The organism is Paenibacillus sp. P2(2022) (assembly GCF_029522175.1).
GTDB lineage: Bacteria > Bacillota > Bacilli > Paenibacillales > Paenibacillaceae > Paenibacillus > Paenibacillus polymyxa.
This window is the reverse complement of sequence record NZ_JAKWFI010000005.1, coordinates 318490-335564: the sequence shown is the minus strand read 5'-3', so window position 1 is coordinate 335564 and position 17075 is coordinate 318490. Positions and strand designations below refer to the sequence as shown.

14 protein-coding genes are annotated in these 17075 nt (G+C 46.1%); all 14 read right to left on the bottom strand.

What is annotated here, in order from left to right; translation table 11 throughout:
• Positions 1 to 16: 16 nt before the first annotated feature.
• The gene (cobA, locus tag MMB75_RS18500; protein WP_045244835.1) at positions 17 to 1573 is read right to left on the bottom strand and encodes a uroporphyrinogen-III C-methyltransferase; all 1557 of its coding nucleotides are present in this window, start codon (positions 1571 to 1573) and stop codon (positions 17 to 19) included.
• Positions 1574 to 1577: 4 nt separating this feature from the next.
• Positions 1578 to 2504, bottom strand: coding sequence for a hydroxymethylbilane synthase (gene hemC, locus MMB75_RS18495; protein ID WP_045244836.1), 927 nt, complete (start codon positions 2502 to 2504; stop codon positions 1578 to 1580).
• Position 2505: 1 nt separating this feature from the next.
• On the bottom strand, positions 2506 to 3153 hold the full coding sequence (locus tag MMB75_RS18490) for a precorrin-2 dehydrogenase/sirohydrochlorin ferrochelatase family protein (protein ID WP_277509615.1): 648 nt from the start codon (positions 3151 to 3153) through the stop codon (positions 2506 to 2508).
• An 8-nt stretch (positions 3154 to 3161) separates the two neighbouring features.
• Positions 3162 to 3989 carry a cytochrome c biogenesis protein CcsA gene (ccsA, locus tag MMB75_RS18485; RefSeq protein ID WP_058830511.1) on the bottom strand — a complete coding sequence of 276 codons (828 nt, stop codon included), beginning with the start codon at positions 3987 to 3989 and terminating at the stop codon, positions 3162 to 3164.
• Between the two features lie 16 nt (positions 3990 to 4005).
• Positions 4006 to 5400, bottom strand: coding sequence for a glutamyl-tRNA reductase (gene hemA / locus MMB75_RS18480; protein WP_013372688.1), 1395 nt, complete (start codon positions 5398 to 5400; stop codon positions 4006 to 4008).
• Between the two features lie 249 nt (positions 5401 to 5649).
• Positions 5650 to 6048 carry an adenosylmethionine decarboxylase gene (gene speD, locus MMB75_RS18475; RefSeq protein ID WP_277509688.1) on the bottom strand — a complete coding sequence of 133 codons (399 nt, stop codon included), beginning with the start codon at positions 6046 to 6048 and terminating at the stop codon, positions 5650 to 5652.
• A 266-nt stretch (positions 6049 to 6314) separates the two neighbouring features.
• A complete protein-coding gene (locus tag MMB75_RS18470) occupies positions 6315 to 6902 on the bottom strand; it encodes a hypothetical protein (RefSeq protein WP_013372690.1) in 588 nt (195 codons plus the stop codon).
• Positions 6903 to 7189: 287 nt separating this feature from the next.
• On the bottom strand, positions 7190 to 7801 hold the full coding sequence (gene yihA, locus MMB75_RS18465; protein WP_013372691.1) for a ribosome biogenesis GTP-binding protein YihA/YsxC: 612 nt from the start codon (positions 7799 to 7801) through the stop codon (positions 7190 to 7192).
• An 18-nt stretch (positions 7802 to 7819) separates the two neighbouring features.
• A complete protein-coding gene (lon, locus tag MMB75_RS18460; protein WP_277509606.1) occupies positions 7820 to 10156 on the bottom strand; it encodes an endopeptidase La in 2337 nt (778 codons plus the stop codon).
• 110 nt (positions 10157 to 10266) lie between these two features.
• A complete protein-coding gene (gene lonB, locus MMB75_RS18455; protein WP_016324658.1) occupies positions 10267 to 11994 on the bottom strand; it encodes an ATP-dependent protease LonB in 1728 nt (575 codons plus the stop codon).
• A gap of 218 nt (positions 11995 to 12212) precedes the next feature.
• Positions 12213 to 13331 (bottom strand): flavodoxin-dependent (E)-4-hydroxy-3-methylbut-2-enyl-diphosphate synthase, encoded by a 1119-nt coding sequence (gene ispG / locus MMB75_RS18450; RefSeq protein ID WP_017427410.1) that lies wholly within the window; start codon positions 13329 to 13331, stop codon positions 12213 to 12215.
• 110 nt (positions 13332 to 13441) lie between these two features.
• Positions 13442 to 14698: an ATP-dependent protease ATP-binding subunit ClpX gene (clpX, locus tag MMB75_RS18445; RefSeq protein WP_013372695.1), complete on the bottom strand. Its 1257-nt coding sequence runs from the start codon at positions 14696 to 14698 to the stop codon at positions 13442 to 13444.
• 12 nt (positions 14699 to 14710) lie between these two features.
• Positions 14711 to 15301 carry an ATP-dependent Clp endopeptidase proteolytic subunit ClpP gene (gene clpP, locus MMB75_RS18440; protein WP_016324659.1) on the bottom strand — a complete coding sequence of 197 codons (591 nt, stop codon included), beginning with the start codon at positions 15299 to 15301 and terminating at the stop codon, positions 14711 to 14713.
• A gap of 409 nt (positions 15302 to 15710) precedes the next feature.
• On the bottom strand, positions 15711 to 17024 hold the full coding sequence (gene tig, locus MMB75_RS18435; protein ID WP_017427409.1) for a trigger factor: 1314 nt from the start codon (positions 17022 to 17024) through the stop codon (positions 15711 to 15713).
• Positions 17025 to 17075 lie beyond the last annotated feature (51 nt).

Genomic DNA, 17075 nt, shown 5'->3' with positions numbered 1-17075 from the left:
TTGTAAAAATTAAAATTTATAATGTCATAACCGTACTTGATTGTTTCCAGTCACATAGCGATTGAATTAGACTTTCAATGGTCGCCTTCTCTGACATCAAACTGACAGTCAATCCGGCTTGGGTTGCTGTCTCACCAGTCAAGGGGCCGATCACAGCGATCGTAACTCCCTCCAGCAGCGATACTGGATCACTGATCCCCATTTGTCTGAGGGCTTCCAAGAAAAAGGTTACGGTTGAGGAACTGGTAAACGTAATCGCGTGAATGGCACGCTCCTCCAGCAGCTTGAGAAGTTCATCATCCTGTGTGTTGGCAGCCAATACCGTTTGATACAAATCAGCCTCGGTCACATGAAGTCCCATCTCCCTCAGCTGATCCGGCAACCAGGAGCGAGCGAGATCACCTCTTGGCAGAAATACGCTTTGTCCTGCCTGCAAATCCTGTTCAAACGCCTCAAGCAATCCCTCTGCCTGAAAAGGTCCTTCGATCTGTTCTGCTACAATTCCGTGTTTTCGAAGTGCGTCTGCTGTGGCTGGTCCGACTGCGGCAATACGAGCTTTGTATAGCGCACGTACATCCTTGCCCTGTTCCTTTAAATGAGTGAAAAAGTATTCCACCCCGTTAACGCTGGTAAAAAACACCCAGTCATATTCAGGAAGTCTCGCAAATGCCTCTTTAATTTTCAGCTTTGCCTGCTCGTCCGAAGGGACGACGGTCTGGATAACTGGGAATTCATAAGGTTCACCGCCAAGCTCTTCAATCCGGTGAACCAGACTGCTGGCTTGCGCGCGTGCGCGAGTAACCAAAATTCGCTTGCCAAACAAAGGCATATCCTCTGCCCATTTTAACTGTTCACGCTGATTGACCACTTCTCCGACAACGATGACGGCGGGCGGTTGAAAATTCGCTGCCTTCACTTTGGCTTCAATATCCGCCAGCGTACCAACTAGCGTATCTTGCTCGGCGCGGGTCCCCCAACGAATCAAAGCAACTGGAGTATCGGACGGCTTACCATGCTTTATCAGCTGATCACTGATATAGCCGATCTTCGCTACACCCATCATAAAGATCAGTGTACCCGTTGCGTTCGTTACTTTATCCCAATGAATACTTTTATCGAGTTTATCCGGACTTTCATGACCTGTAATGATAGACAGCGACGAGGCCATCTCCCGATGTGTAACGGGAATGCCTGCATACGCAGGCACGCTGATGGCTGATGTGATGCCAGGTATGATTTCATAGGAAATACCGTGTTTACGTAATAGCCCGGCTTCCTCGCCGACTCGCCCAAAAATAGTGGGGTCTCCCCCTTTGAGCCGGACGACTGTCTTTCCTTCCAAGGCTAAATCCACCAGCAGCTGATTAATTTCCTCTTGCTTCATGGTGTGACGATCTGGCAGTTTGCCGACATATATTTTTTGGGCCCCTGGCTTCATCAGCCCCAAGAGGCGAGGGCTTGCCAGTCTGTCATACACAATGACATCGCCCAGTTGAATGCACTCCCAACCCTTGACCGTAATTAATCTTGCATCTCCGGGTCCTGCACCTACTAAATATACCTTTCCCACCATTCCACTATCCCCTCACCTGCGCCAGAATCTGTTCCGCTCCTTTGGCTATCAAACTGGCCGCCACCGCTTCTCCCAGCTTCTGCGGATCATTTCCCTGGAGCGTTTCCTTCAAAATAACCTCGCCATCTGGCGAACCTACCATCCCTGTGAGGCTGATTTCTTGATCAGCCCAAACCGCATGAGCTCCGATTGGCACTTGGCATCCCCCATTTAACACACCCAGAAAGGTTCGCTCAGCCGCAACCGTAGCCGAGGTATCCTGGTGGTTGTAGAGTTTCAACAATGCCAATAGCTCTTCATCGCTCGCACGGCATTCAATACCGAGCGCTCCCTGTCCCACTGCCGGTAAGCATGCCTCCTCTGGTATATAGGACGTAATGCGGTCTTTCCAGCCCATCCGGTGCAAACCTGCTGCTGCCAAAATGATGGCGTCAAAACCTTCCGTCTCCAGCTTTTTCAGACGGGAATCAATATTGCCACGTACTGGCTCTAATTGTAGATCAGGTCGCATGGACTTGATTTGACTGGCTCTGCGCAAGCTGCTTGTGCCCACCTTGGCTCCTGAAGGCAAATCCTCCAGACTCTTGGCGCCCAATGTAATTAGGCAATCGCGTGGGTCCTCACGGCGCGGTACAGCGCCATTGACAAGACCTTCCGGCAATTCGGACGGCATATCCTTCATACTATGTACTGCCATATCAATCTCACCAGCCAGCATGGCCTGTTCAATCTCTTTGACAAAAAGTCCTTTGCCACCCACTTTGGACAAGGTTACATCCAATATTCGATCACCCTTGGTCAGGATTTTTTTGACGACAAATTGTAAATTCAATCCATGCTCCGCGCACAGTGCATTCAAATCCTCAATGACATGCCCGGTCTGAGTTAACGCCAGAGCGCTCTGTCTGCTGCCTACCACAATTGTTCGCATGTTATTCCTCCTGATTTTGCGCAATCCATAGATCTATTTCTTTTTCGGTCCAAGCCATAAATTCATGACGTCGTATCTGTTCCAAAATTCCGCTACTCGCCAAGCGTCTTAATAGTTTGGTCCTTTGCTGTGGGGAACTTATCTTACGTTTGATGACCTGTCGCATATCGTGCATAAAATCCAGATAAGGCTCATATTCGCTACCGAACAACGTATCCAAGGCTGATGTAATATCAGCGGTCACAGCGGGGCCTGCCCCTTCGGTGGAAATACTAATCGTCAGTCTCCCTCGTTGGATGATGCCCGGCGTTATAAAATCTCCCTCTTCCGAGCGATCCGCCACATTTACCAGTATACCCCTTTGTCTGGCCTCATGCGCAACCTTATTATTCACTTCTCTCTGGTTCGTAGCGGCATATACAAGAAAGGCTCCCTGGAGGTCACCCTCGCGATATACGCGATTTACCCAGTGGAGCTGCTTGTGATCGGCCAGGATCTGCAAATCCGGCGTTATATTCGGGCTAATGACGGTAATGGACGCCCCACTTTCCATCATCCCCTTAACCTTTCGTTCCGCAATCCTGCCGCCGCCTACAACACAACAGAGCTTATTGTTACAATTCAACGAAATCGGGACAAAATGCTGCAAGTGGCTTTTCACTCTCCCGTCCACTGATGAAATACAGACCAGGAATTCAGCAAAAAATTAAGAATTAGTAGCGTGTAGCCAACCAAAGACCACTTTGCCATGACAAGGCCTGAACGCTGGTTCAATCTTTTGCTCACTAAAAATACAATATACACGCATAAGGCAATCGCTGTCATCAGCACTTTGGTATCTAGTAAAAGACGCCAACGTTCCTCGGCAATAATAGAAATGACAGCCACGACAATAGAAACTCCCAGCAGAGGAGTACCAATTAACAGCGCCATATGTGTATACCGATCCATCATTTCCAGACTCGGCAGGCGCTTGATCGTGTCATTCCATTTCTTTACTTTCAATTTACGATGCAAAAACAGATACAATCCCGAAAATACAGCTGCTACCGTCATCGCGACAAATCCAAGATTAGCCAGCGCAATATGAATCAGAAGCAGCCCATGTACTGTATGCCAATTTCCAAGCGGGTTGTCGATCGGCTCCATCCATATATTGTTAAGCACAAGAACAGCAAAGCTAATGATATTAAGCAGCAATACTGCAAATTCCGATCGCTGATAACGTGACAGAATCAAAGAAATCAGTACCAGAATAAATGAAAACAGAAACAGAAAGTCGTAGGTCACGAAAATGGGAAGATGCCCTTCATTCCAGGTTCTCATTCCCATAAAAACAAGCTGGAGCACTACAACGACAAGAAGAAGCCCTGTACCTGTCCGTTTAGCATTCGCATTGCGACGAATTCCATCCGAAAATACAAACAGAAGGCTCAGGGCAAAAACATAAATCATTGAATCATATATAAGCATGCCTGAGGCCATGTCTGTTCACCCACCTTTACAGGCTGGCCGGCGCAAACGACGCTGGCAAAGCCTGAGCCTGACCGGTTTTTCCATGAACACCAGCCTCCGGTTTTATCAACGCAGATGCATCGCTTTTATCTACTTTCTGAGCAGCGTCCTCCAAACGATCCTCCAGAGCAAAAATGTGGCTAAACATGTCTAGCGCCTCATTTCCCTGCTTTTGGACAGCCAGTTCCTTAACCCGATTGATCGGATCATGCATCATCTGATTCAGCATACTTTTCGTCAAGCGGCTTATCACTTTACGCTGCCGTTCATCCAGCTCGGGAAGCTTGTTATACAAGCTTTCCAGCGTATCCTGATGTATAGACTCCGCTTTTTCCTGTAATGCACGAATCACCGGACGCACTCCCATCGTTTTCAACCATTGATAAAACTCGCTAAGCTCATCTTCGATCATATGCTCGATTTTTGCAGCTTCAGTACGACGCATTTCCAGGTTGCTCTCCACGATCCCTTCCAGATCATCAATATCATATAGGAAAACATTCTGCAATTCGCCAATAGCCGGATCCAAATCGCGCGGAACCGCGATATCAATCATAAACAAAGGACGAGACTGACGACGTTTCATACTGGCTTCGACACGGTTGCGATCCAGAATATACCCCTGAGCACCAGTCGAGCTAATCACAATATCCACATCCGCCAACCGATTCATGCCTTCCTCCATCGTAACTGGTGTTCCATTAAACTTGGAGGCCAGATCCTCGGCGCGGGACAAAGTTCGATTTGCTACAATAACCTCGGCAGCTCCGCCGCTGTACAAATGCTTAACGGTAAGCTCACTCATTTTACCAGCACCGAGGATTAGTACCTTTTTATCCGTAAACATCCCGAAAATCCGTTTGCCCAGCTCAACGGCTGCATAGCTAACAGATACGGCACTTTCTCCAATAGACGTCTCCGAATGGGCACGCTTGCCCAATGTGACGGCCTGCTTAAACAGCATATTAAACCACGTTGCTGTAATTTTCTGAGATTGAGCCTGGAGAAAAGCATTCTTTACCTGACCCAAAATTTGTGTTTCTCCGATGACCATGGAATCCAGACCACAAGTCACACGGAACAAATGCCGAATTGCCTGCTCGTCTTCATATATATATAAATGTTGTGTAAACTGATCACGAGGAATACCAAACCATTGCTCCATAAAACTGCGTATAAAATAACCGCACATGTGAAGGCGGTCGACCACAACATATATTTCAGTCCGATTGCAGGTTGCGACAACTACGCCCTCCAACACACTTTTGGTAAGTTTGAGTTGCTCCAGCGCTTTTGGCAAATCCTGTTCTGCAAATGTAAACCGTTCTCTGACTTCCACAGGCGCCGTACGATAATTCAACCCAACAACGACGATGTGCATTGTAAAATTCACCTGCCTAAACTGTAATAAGAATACTCATTGTTATCATAAACTATGTTAATTATATCACAGAAGTCCGAATCCCCTTCGGCTGTTTTATGAATTGTTTATGAAAATTGGATAGCTTTCATAAACATCCAGCACGTTCTGTATGATTTAGTTTAGTTTGAACTACTTTTAAAACAAATAACCATGGAATTGTTCCATGGTTATAATATAGGACGCACAAAAGGCTCCATAAAAAAAGATTTATACCAACTCAGCCAACTTGCACTTCGGTGATTCCACCTGAAGTTCTCCCAAGCCGCGAATTAGCTTCTTCGCATATGTTTTTTTCGGTTTTAGAACGGATACCAGGTAATCAATAGCCAGCTGCGGATCAACAGTCTCACCGCAAGTATAACAATCAATAGCGGCAAACCCTCTCTCAGGATACGTATGAATAGAGAGATGACTCTCCGACAACAGTACAAGCACGGTAGCTCCCTGTGGTTCGAATTGCTTGGATTGAACGGACATCACCGTTGCTCCGCAAGCTTCAGCAGCTTCAACTAATTGAGTCTCCAGAAACTGCGCATCATTCAGTAATTCAAACTCAACACCCCAAGTATCTACGGCAACGTGTCTTCCGAAAGTTGAGTATTCCAATTCCATCTTTCGGTTCCCCCTTCCTAGGAATAAAATGTTTGAAAAAAATTTCATCCGCTAGGACCTACGTCATTCACTTCTCCGAGGGATAACCTCTCGCAACATTCAATGTCCTGAGTGAATCCTGGTTCCTATATTCATTTTCAACGAGATTAAAAATAACATCTATGTGCAGCAAATGCAATCATTTTTTTGGAATAAAAAAGCCCCTTTCGGCAAAGAAAGGGACTACACTGTATAACAATTCATTCCATATATTCAGCCTTTTAAGCTTCCAGTGCAAACAATTTGGAGCAACTCATCCGAAGCTTATGGTCAATCTGTTCCAGCTCAGAGAAAGTACGCGCCAAATTCCGTTCGTCAAGTAACGAATTAATGAGGTTGTATATATCTGCTATTTCATTTTCGACGTTCTGATGTTGAAAAAGCTGCTGCAGTTCTTGCACTGTATTTCTATATTCAAACACCAGCCTAGAGCCTTCCGCATTCTTTTCCATAATTTTGCGGACCGCACCTTCATTATAAAAATACACCATAGTGAATCCTTGATACATGCGGTAAACAATACCTTCACCCTTAAAGCGAACAAATAGTTGGCGTATAAACAGGGTTAGCTGTGGATGCACTAAGCGGCAAGTTAATTCACAAACAAACGCTCCCTCTTTGGCTTCAAAAAATAAATGAACTTCCTCACCCGCAATATGCTCTAGAACGATTTCCTGTCTTCCGTTATCCAGAACTTTAATGCGGTAATGCACCTGGGGATCATCCACTGCCTGCAAAAATTCGTCCATTTGGGTTTCTGACAAGGTCAAAGTGGTTTTTACATACTCTGTGGCTAACCGCTGTGCCATACCAATCTCCTCAATTCTTTCCTGAACCTTTAGTGTAAGCTTTATACTTTATTATACATCAGTCCTGTTGCGCTTTCTTGCGTATCAAATCATAAATATCCGCCATTCATCGAAAATAAACGGAAAATACCGGAATCGCAGCTGTATTATCCTCCATATGCTCACTTTTATGCTTAAATCCCACGATTTCCTTTGTTTATTATATATTATTCCTACCCTTTTAGTGAGTTTAATGTTTTTGAATCCAACATCATAAAAAAAAGGCGCCCTTAAGGACGCCCCTAACCTTACAATTCCGTCTGCTCTTCGTCGTCATTCTCGATATAACTGGAGATGACCGACCACAGCTCTTCCTTGCCCATGCCTTCTTCGGATGAAAAGGGGATAAACAAACCCCCGGGAAGTATTCCAAGTTCCTGCTTGATTACCTTATAGTGCTTTTCTCGACGTGTTTTAGGGATTTTATCTGCTTTTGTACCTACAACACAGACAGGAAGCCCGTTATGGCGCAGCCAGTCGTACATCATGATATCATCCTTGGACGGTGGGTGGCGCAAATCTACCATTTGTAGCACCAGCTTGAGCGGCTCACGTTCCAGCAAATAAGACTCAATCATTTGTCCCCAAGCCTTACGTGACGTTTTGGATACCTTAGCATAACCGTAACCGGGAAAATCGACAAAATAAAGCTCATCATTAATCCGGTAATAATTGAGTTGCTGAGTTTTACCCGGCGTAGAACTGGTACGCGCCAAATTTTTACGGTTAATCATCCGATTAATCAGTGATGATTTTCCAACATTGGAGCGCCCCGCCAGAGCAATCTCTGGCAAAGCGTCCACTGGAAACTGATCCGGACCAACCGCACTTATTATAAATTCTGCTTTTGTTACTTTCATTGTGTCTTTAATTCCTCTCTAATGTACCCTTGCCTGCTCAACCAAAGCATGCTTTAACACCTGATCCATATGGGCAACGGGGACAAATTCAACATCCTGCCGGATACTGTCGGGAATATCCTTCAAATCCCGTTCATTATCTTTGGGAAGCAGAATTTTTTTGTAGCCTGCCCGATGGGCAGCCAGCGATTTTTCTTTCAAACCACCAATCGGCAATACGCGACCGCGCAGGGTAATTTCGCCCGTCATCGCTACATCCTTGGATACATGACGGTTGGTCAAAGCCGAAATTAATGCAGTAGCAATCGTGATTCCGGCAGATGGACCATCCTTCGGAATTGCTCCCTCAGGAATATGAATATGGATATCATTTTTCTCATAGAAATCCAATTCGATGCCCAGATCGACTGCTTTGGAACGAGTGTAGCTGAATGCCGCCTGAGCGGATTCTTTCATAACGTCTCCTAGTTTACCCGTAAGGATAAGTTTCCCGCTCCCAGGCACGACCGTCACTTCAATCATCAGTGTTTCACCACCGACCTCTGTCCACGCCAAGCCTGTAACCGTACCGATCTGATCCTCCAGTTCTGCTACACCGTAACGGAATTTGGCGGTACCCAAATAATCTTTCAAATTATCCGGTGTGATTTCAATCGGTCCTTCGCCACCGGATACAACTGACTTCGCCGCCTTGCGGCATAGAGAAGCCATTTGCTGTTCAAGATTACGCACACCAGATTCACGGGTATATTCACGAATGACACGCAGCAGCGTATCCTCCCCAATAACCAACTGTTCCTCTCCCAAGCCATGCTCTCTCTTCTGCTTGGGCAGGAGATACCGATTGGCAATTTCCAACTTCTCCAGTTCGGTGTAACCGGGAATATAGAGCGTCTCCATACGATCCATCAGCGGACGCGGGATATTATGTGCAGCATTGGCTGTCGTTACAAACATCACGTTGGACAGATCAAACGGCAACTCAACAAAATGGTCACTGAACGTGTTGTTTTGTTCAGGATCGAGCACTTCGAGCAATGCCGCCGATGGATCGCCCCGGAAGTCGGAGGCCATTTTATCAATCTCATCCAGCAAAAAGACTGGATTAGATGTTCCTGCGGTCTTCATTCCCTGAATAATCCGACCCGGCATCGCGCCAACATAAGTCCGGCGGTGACCACGGATTTCCGCTTCATCCCGCACACCTCCGAGAGAGATGCGGACAAATTCCCGACCCATGGATTTGGCAATCGAGCGAGCCAGCGAGGTCTTGCCGACTCCTGGCGGACCTACGAGACACAGAATGGGTCCCTTAATGGTCTTCACCAGTTTGCGCACAGCCAAATACTCCAACACCCGCTCCTTGGGCTTATCCAGCCCGTAATGGTCGTTATCGAGTATTTCTTCTGCTTTGACAATATCAAGATCATCATCGGTGAACTTGTTCCACGGCAAGCTTAACAGCCAATCGACGTAATTGCGGATGACACCACCCTCGGCAGAGCTTGCTGGCATTTTTTCCAGACGGTCAATTTCCTTTTCGACCTTCTCCTTCACCGGAACCGGCAACTCTCGTTCACTTAGCTGGTTGCGTAGTTCTTCAACTTCTCCTGCGCGACCTTCCTTCTCACCAAGTTCCTTCTGAATCGCCTTCATTTGTTCACGCAGATAATACTCCTTCTGCGTCTTTTCCATTTGCTTCTTCACACGCTGGTTGATTTTACGTTCCAGCTCCAGCACTTCACGCTCATTGTTTAAAATATCTAGAAGCTTCTCCAGACGCTGAGTTACGTCGATCGTCTCCAATATATCCTGCTTTTCCTTAATTTTGAGCGTCAAATGGCTTGTGATCACATCAGCCAGGCGTCCTGGCTCCTCAATATCAGATACCGCAGCGAGAGTCTCCGGTGTTACCTTTTTGGACAAATTGATATAATGCTCGAACTGAGTTAATACAGTGCGCATAAGCGCATCCATTTCAGGCTGCACATTTTCTGCCTCGTGCAGCTCCTTCGCCATTACCTCGTAATATTCTTCATTGTCCGTATATTGAATAATCTCAGCACGTTCCAGCCCTTCCACCAATACTCGAATGGTTCCGTTGGGAAGCTTGAGCATTTGGCGTACTTTGGCTACCGTGCCGACTCGAAAAATATCCTCTTGTGTGGGTTCTTCAATATTAACTTCTGATTGAGAACACAGGAGAATCAAATTGTCTTCAACCATCGCTTTTTCCAAAGCCTTGACCGATTTTTCCCGGCCCACATCGAGATGCAGAACCATGCTCGGGTAAACCAGAAGTCCTCTTAAAGGCAGCAAAGGAAAACGACGACCTTTTGTCTTGGTGGGTCCCATCGCTTTCGCACCTCCAGTGATTCTCAGGTTCCGGATTTTACAATCCTCACGTTGCTATCTTTCATATTTTATCAAATGTTTTATAAAAAAACCAATGAAAGACTAGTTCATTAGCAAGATCCTGTATCTGAAATCGTCCCATTATGCGTTCCATCCGCCTGTAACAAGGAGGACTGGGATGGGCGAAAAGTCTCAATTGGCGCATGTACAGGCGCATCCGTCGTCATCTCTTCTCCGAACACATGACGGAACACTTCGGTCACCGACTGTACAGGGATGACTTTTAGTCCCTCAATGCTGTCAAATAGAGCTTGCCAGTTATCCTGCGGAATGATCACTTTTTTGGCACCAGCCTGAAAAGCAGCTTCGACCTTCGCTAATACGCCGCCAATCGGCTTGACTCGACCATGGATGCTAATCTCGCCAGTCATGGCAATTTCATGATCCACCGGAATTCCCCGCATCGCGGAGGCAATAGCTGTTGCCATCGCAATCCCTGCCGACGGACCATCTACTGGCGTCCCCCCGGGAAAATTGATATGCAGATCGTAATTGGACGGAGACAAACCGAGCGTACGCAAAACAGTCAGAACATTTTCCACAGAGCCTTTAGCCATGCTCTTACGACGCAGTGTACGGGAGTTACCTCCGATCTCTTCTTCATCCACAACACCCGTAATATTATAGCTTCCCTTTCCTTCGGGAACCGGAACCGCAGTAACTTCAATTTCCAGCAGCATGCCCATATTCGGACCGTATACAGCTAATCCGTTAACGAATCCGATTTGCGGCAAGCCCGGTATTTTTCGATCAGGACGGGGTTGAATTTGGCTGCTACCCGCTACCCATTCCACGTCCGAAGCATCGAGTCGTTCCCTTTTCTCGGTAAGTGCCAAACCAGCAGCAAGCTGGATCATATTGACTGCCTCCCGGCCGTTGGTCGCGTAACGCTGTACAACCTCTACTGCCTCTGGACAAGGACCAAAGCCTAGCTTGTGTACAGCATCTTCAGCAATACGAGCAATCTCCTGCGGCTGCAGGGCACGGAAATAAATTTCCATACACCGGGATCGAATAGCAGGTGGCAGCTCGTGCGGCGAACGGGTCGTCGCACCTACCAAGCGGAAATCCGCTGGCAAACCGTTTTGGAAAATATCGTGAATATATGCAGGAGTATGCGAATCTTCAGAATTGTAATATGCACTTTCCAAAAATACCTTTCGATCCTCCAGCACTTTCAACAGCTTATTCATCTGCGTTGGATGCAGCTCGCCAATCTCATCAATGAACAACATCCCTCCATGAGCCTTCGTTACAGCTCCGGGTTTAGGTTGAGGGATACCTGCTACCCCCATCGCTCCTGCCCCTTGGTAGATTGGATCATGTACTGAACCAATTAACGGGTCCGCAATACCACGTTCGTCAAAACGGGCCGTTGTGGCATCAATTTCCGTGAATTTAGCATCCCCTTTGAATGGGGAGGACTGATTCTTCTTGGCCTCTTCCAGCACCACACGTGCGGCTGCCGTTTTCCCTACACCAGGGGGGCCATAAATAATGACATGCTGCGGATTCGCACTGCATAACGCCGCCTTGAGCGCACGCAGCCCATCCTTCTGACCGACGATATCCTGTAACGTGGCAGGACGTGTGCGTTCAGCTAGCGGCTTAGTAAGTGAAATAGAGCGCAATTTGCGCAACTTATCCAATTCCTTCCGAGATTCCCGATCCACCGCACTACGGTTCGTTTTCTGGCTCCGTAGAAGGTTCCAGAAATACAGACCAATAACAATCCCAAAAAACATTTGCACCAATAACAATATCATAGTCAAGTCCATCGTATTCCCTCCGTTTCTCATCTCAGCAATTTGAAAATGCTGTTCTATGAAAGACAGTATTTCCTTTTCCACGAGAGCTAAACGGCTGTCTTTCAAAAGATCAGAGAGAAATACAAAAACACCGCGAAGAACAGTTCTGTAGCAGAGCTGCTCTCCACGGTGTTTAAACAATGACAATTAGTTTATGATTATACCTATTTTAAAATAACCGCTTATGCCTACACTTTCTCGGCAGTGTGACGCTCTTCACGTCCGGGTATTTTACCTGTTTCCTCATAAGCTTTGACGATGATATCAATTTCTTTTTTCAATTCGTCAACCATTTCAGCCTCAGGGACTTTGCGAATCATCTTTCCATAACGGAACAATAGACCTTCTCCGCGTGCTCCGGCAATTCCGATATCAGCTTCCTTCGCTTCACCCGGGCCGTTAACTGCACACCCTAGTACAGATACTTTAATCGGCACCTTGAGTTTTGCAATGTAATCCTCTACCTCGTTCGCAATAGAGAACAGATCAATATCCAGACGCCCACAAGTCGGACAAGAAATCAATGTAGCTGCGTTCGTGATCAACCCAAACGTTTTGAGCAACTCCCGTGCTACCTTCACTTCTTCTACCGGATCGGCACTTAGCGAAATACGCATGGTGGACCCGATACCAGCTGCCAACAGTGCTCCCATACCCGCTGCGCTTTTAACCGTTCCAGTAAAGAGTGTACCGGCTTCGGTGATGCCCAAATGGAGGGGATACTTAATAATTTCAGCTGCCTTCGTGTAAGCCGCAATCGCCATTGGAACGTCAGAAGCCTTCAGTGATACGATAATATCATGGAAATCAAGCTCTTCGAGTATCCCGATATGGTACAGTGCACTTTCTACCATCGCTTCTGGCGTCGGGTAGCCATACTTATCCAGTAAATGCTGTTCCAATGATCCGGCGTTCACACCAATCCGAATCGGAATCCCTTTTTCTTTACACGCCTTAACGACTGCTTCCACTTTTTCACGTCGTCCAATGTTGCCTGGGTTAATACGAACCTTGTCAATCCCATTTTCAATCGCCAGTAGAGCCAGCTTGTGATTAAAGTGAATATCTGCAACCAGCGGAATATGAATCCGCTTCTTAATTTCCTTAATAGCTGCGGCAGCTTCCTCATTGTTGACGGTAACCCGCACTATCTGACATCCGGCTTCTTCCAAGCGAAGAATCTCAGCTACTGTAGCTTCCACATCTGCCGTTTTGGTTGTACACATGCTTTGGATGATGACTTCATTGCTGCCGCCAATCGTCAGATTCCCGACTTTAACGGGACGTGTGTCTTGTCTTAAGAACATGTACTTTTCTCTCCCATTAACGCCAAACCTCCACCCCATAAAACCTCATACAGGTTTAGTGAAGTGGAGATCTGGCTTCTCATGTTGTAGAGATCGCGAAGTATCAATCCTTAGGCGCTCTCTTCTTGTTTTTTATCCTTATCTGTACCACCGAGTTCCGGTGCGATTTTGTCTTTTACTACCTGCTCGTTGATGACGCAAGTCGTCACATCATCACGGGAAGGAACTTCGTACATAACGTCGAGCATAATACCTTCGATGATTGCACGAAGGCCACGGGCACCCGTGTTACGCTTGATCGCCTCACGAGCAATGGCTTCCAGAGCATCTTGCTTAAACTCCAGCTGCACATTGTCCAGTTCCAGCATCTTCTGATATTGCTTGGTCAAGGCATTTTTTGGTTCAGACAAAATACGAACCAATGTCTTCTCATCAAGCGGCTCCAGCGTAGAAATAACTGGCAAACGTCCTACGAATTCCGGAATCAGACCGAATTTCAGCAGATCCTCTGGCAATACCATGGAGGTATATTCGCCTGGTTTCAGATCTTTTTGTTCACTAGTCGCGTTAAAGCCGATGACCTTCTTACCGATACGACGTTTGATCATTTGCTCCAGACCATCAAAGGCACCACCGCAAATGAACAGGATATTCGTGGTATCAATTTGAATGAATTCTTGATGTGGATGCTTACGACCACCTTGCGGAGGTACAGAAGCAACTGTGCCTTCCAAAATTTTAAGCAACGCTTGCTGTACACCTTCACCCGATACGTCACGCGTAATGGACGGGTTTTCGGATTTGCGGGCTACTTTATCAATTTCGTCAATGTAGATAATGCCGCGCTCGGCTTTTTCTACATCATAATCGGCAGCTTGAATCAGTTTCAGCAAAATGTTTTCAACGTCTTCACCCACATAACCCGCTTCCGTAAGGGAAGTGGCATCTGCGATAGCAAATGGGACGTTCAAAATTTTAGCCATGGTTTGCGCAAGTAACGTTTTACCCGAACCTGTAGGTCCAAGCATCAGAATGTTACTTTTTTGCAATTCCACATCATCAATTTTGTTTTGTGTATTAATACGTTTGTAGTGATTATATACCGCAACAGACAATGATTTTTTCGCTTGATCCTGACCAATAACATATTGGTCCAGAATTTCACGGATTTGCATTGGTTTTGGAATGTCTTTCAGATCTACTTCTTCTTCATGACCCAATTCTTCCTCCACAATTTCCGTGCACAACTCGATGCATTCGTCACATATATATACGCCCGGTCCGGCAACAAGCTTGCGAACCTGATCCTGAGATTTACCGCAGAAAGAACATTTTAATTGTCCTTTTTCATCATTAAATTTAAACATAGAGCCACCCCTTTACAGATTAATCGGTTTAGACAGCACCTGGTCAATGATACCGTATGCTTTCGCCTCTTCCGCTTCCATGAAGAAATCCCGGTCAGTATCACGTTCGATTTTTTCGAGGGGCTGACCTGTACGCTCCACATAGATTTGATTCAGCTTGGCACGTGTTTTGATAATCCAGTCCGCATGAATCAGCATGTCGGAGGCTTGCCCCTGAATGCCGCCGAGCGGCTGGTGAATCATAACTTCACTATTGGTAAGTGCATATCTCTTGCCTGGTGCACCGGCTGTGAGCAATAAAGAGCCCATACTAGCAGCCATACCTACACAAATCGTCGATACATCCGGCTTAATGAATTGCATTGTATCATATATACCCATGCCTGCAGTAACAGAACCGCCTGGCGAGTTAATGTACAAATTAATGTCCTTCTCCGGGTCTTCCGCAGAAAGGAACAATAGCTGTGCAATGACGAGATTGGCGACATCGTCATCAATCGGGCCACTTAGGAAAATGATGCGATCCTTAAGCAACCGCGAGTAAATATCGTAAGATCGTTCTCCTCGATTCGTTTGTTCCACAACCATAGGGACGAGACTCATCACGACCAACCTCTTTTCTTTATTAAAATGAACACCTGTATTCATCCGCTTCCTTAAGTCCCATTAAAACGGAAGCGGCAATCATGAAACGTGAACACCTTACAAAATATTTTAACATGTTCAGAGTCTCGTGTCATATTTGCCTGTGCTCATATATAAAATGCAGGCTATTTACAGACGTCCTGCCGAGACCTTCTCATATTTAACCATGTTTCGTATGTATGTGCAAATGTACGGTAGTGACTTATGTAAAACAGAAAACACCATTCACAGCGCTTTCCATAAACGACTAAAATTTGGATTGTCTAAGGTAAAAATAAGGCACGTAACTTTCACTACGTGCCTTATCCTTATCTAATTACTACGTTGCAGCCTGTTACAGCATACACCGTATATTTTATCGTTTAAATTACTCAGCAGCTGCAGCTGGCGCTTCAACTTCTTTGCTGTTTTCAACCAGCAAAGCGATTGTTTTGCGCAGTGAGATCTCTTCTTTCAAGTTAGCGAACGAGCCGTTACTTTCCAGAATGCTGCGGATCTCTTCTACAGAACGTTTGTAAGCATCAGCCATGTTTTGCAGCTCTTCATTAATTTCCGCTTCGGAAACTTCGATGTTTTCTGCTTTAGCCACTTGCTCCAGCACGAGGTTGTTGCGTACGCGCTTCTCAGCATCAGCTTTCATTTGCTCTTCCAGGTCTTCTTTGCTTTGACCGGAGAAGCCGAGGAACATTTCAAGATTCATGCCTTGGCTGCGCAGACGGTTGTCGAAATCGCGAACCATGTTTTGCACTTCACTCTTAACCATTGCCTCAGGAATGTCGATTGTTGCATTTTCAGCAACTTTCTCCACTACAGCGCCCTCACGAGCTGCTTTAGCTTCGTTTTCTTTGCGTTCCAGCAATTGCTTTTTCAAGTCTTCCTTGAATTCAGCAAGTGTATCAAATTCACTTACATCTTTAGCAAATTCATCGTCCAATTCAGGAAGAACTTTGCGTTTCAGTTCATGAACTTTCACTTTAAATACAGCTTGTTTACCAGCGAGGTCAGCAGAATGGTAGTTCTCAGGGAACGTTACTTCAACGTCCTTGGAATCACCAGTGTGCAAACCAATCACTTGATCTTCAAAGCCAGGGATAAAGGTATTGGAACCCAGTTCCAGAGAATACTTCTCAGCTTGTCCACCTTCGAACTGTACACCGTCTACGGAACCGTCGAAGTCAATGATAGCTGTATCGCCGGATTGAGCAGCATCTTCATCAACGACAACCAATTCAGCATGACGTTGTTGCAGGCGCTCCAGCTCTTGAGCCAGTTCTTCGTCGCTTACTTCGATTTTGCTTACAGGCACTTCTACGCCTTTGTAATCGCCCAAAGTTACTTCAGGTTTAACCGTAACTTTTGCTTTGAATTTGAAAGTTTCGCCTTTAGCAAATTGATCAATTTCAACATCTGGGCTATCTACTGGGAAGATGTCTGTTTGCTCTACAGCTTGGCTGTATGCTTCTGGCAACAGGAAGTCAATTGCATCCTGGTACAGACTTTCAATGCCATAACGTTTTTCAAAGATAGGACGTGGCACTTTACCTTTACGGAATCCTGGTACGCTTACTTGTTTAACCACTTTATTAAAAGCTTTGTCGAGTGCAGCGGCTACACGATCCGCGTCTACCTCAACTTCAAGAACCCCAAGGTTCTTCTCTATTTTCTCCCAAGTTGCTTTCATTTTATGCTTTCCCCTCCAACAAAATCTTCACTTAGTTTTCATTACAATCAA

Coding starts and splice junctions, on each gene's coding strand:
- cobA (WP_045244835.1), bottom strand. CDS start 1,573: ATGGTGGGAAAGGTATATTTAGTAGGTGCAGGACCCGGAGATGCAAGA.
- hemC (WP_045244836.1), bottom strand. CDS start 2,504: ATGCGAACAATTGTGGTAGGCAGCAGACAGAGCGCTCTGGCGTTAACT.
- ccsA (WP_058830511.1), bottom strand. CDS start 3,989: ATGGCCTCAGGCATGCTTATATATGATTCAATGATTTATGTTTTTGCC.
- hemA (WP_013372688.1), bottom strand. CDS start 5,400: ATGCACATCGTCGTTGTTGGGTTGAATTATCGTACGGCGCCTGTGGAA.
- MMB75_RS18470 (WP_013372690.1), bottom strand. CDS start 6,902: ATGGCACAGCGGTTAGCCACAGAGTATGTAAAAACCACTTTGACCTTG.
- yihA (WP_013372691.1), bottom strand. CDS start 7,801: ATGAAAGTAACAAAAGCAGAATTTATAATAAGTGCGGTTGGTCCGGAT.
- lon (WP_277509606.1), bottom strand. CDS start 10,156: ATGGGACCCACCAAGACAAAAGGTCGTCGTTTTCCTTTGCTGCCTTTA.
- lonB (WP_016324658.1), bottom strand. CDS start 11,994: ATGGACTTGACTATGATATTGTTATTGGTGCAAATGTTTTTTGGGATT.
- ispG (WP_017427410.1), bottom strand. CDS start 13,331: ATGTTCTTAAGACAAGACACACGTCCCGTTAAAGTCGGGAATCTGACG.
- clpX (WP_013372695.1), bottom strand. CDS start 14,698: ATGTTTAAATTTAATGATGAAAAAGGACAATTAAAATGTTCTTTCTGC.
- clpP (WP_016324659.1), bottom strand. CDS start 15,301: ATGAGTCTCGTCCCTATGGTTGTGGAACAAACGAATCGAGGAGAACGA.
- tig (WP_017427409.1), bottom strand. CDS start 17,024: ATGAAAGCAACTTGGGAGAAAATAGAGAAGAACCTTGGGGTTCTTGAA.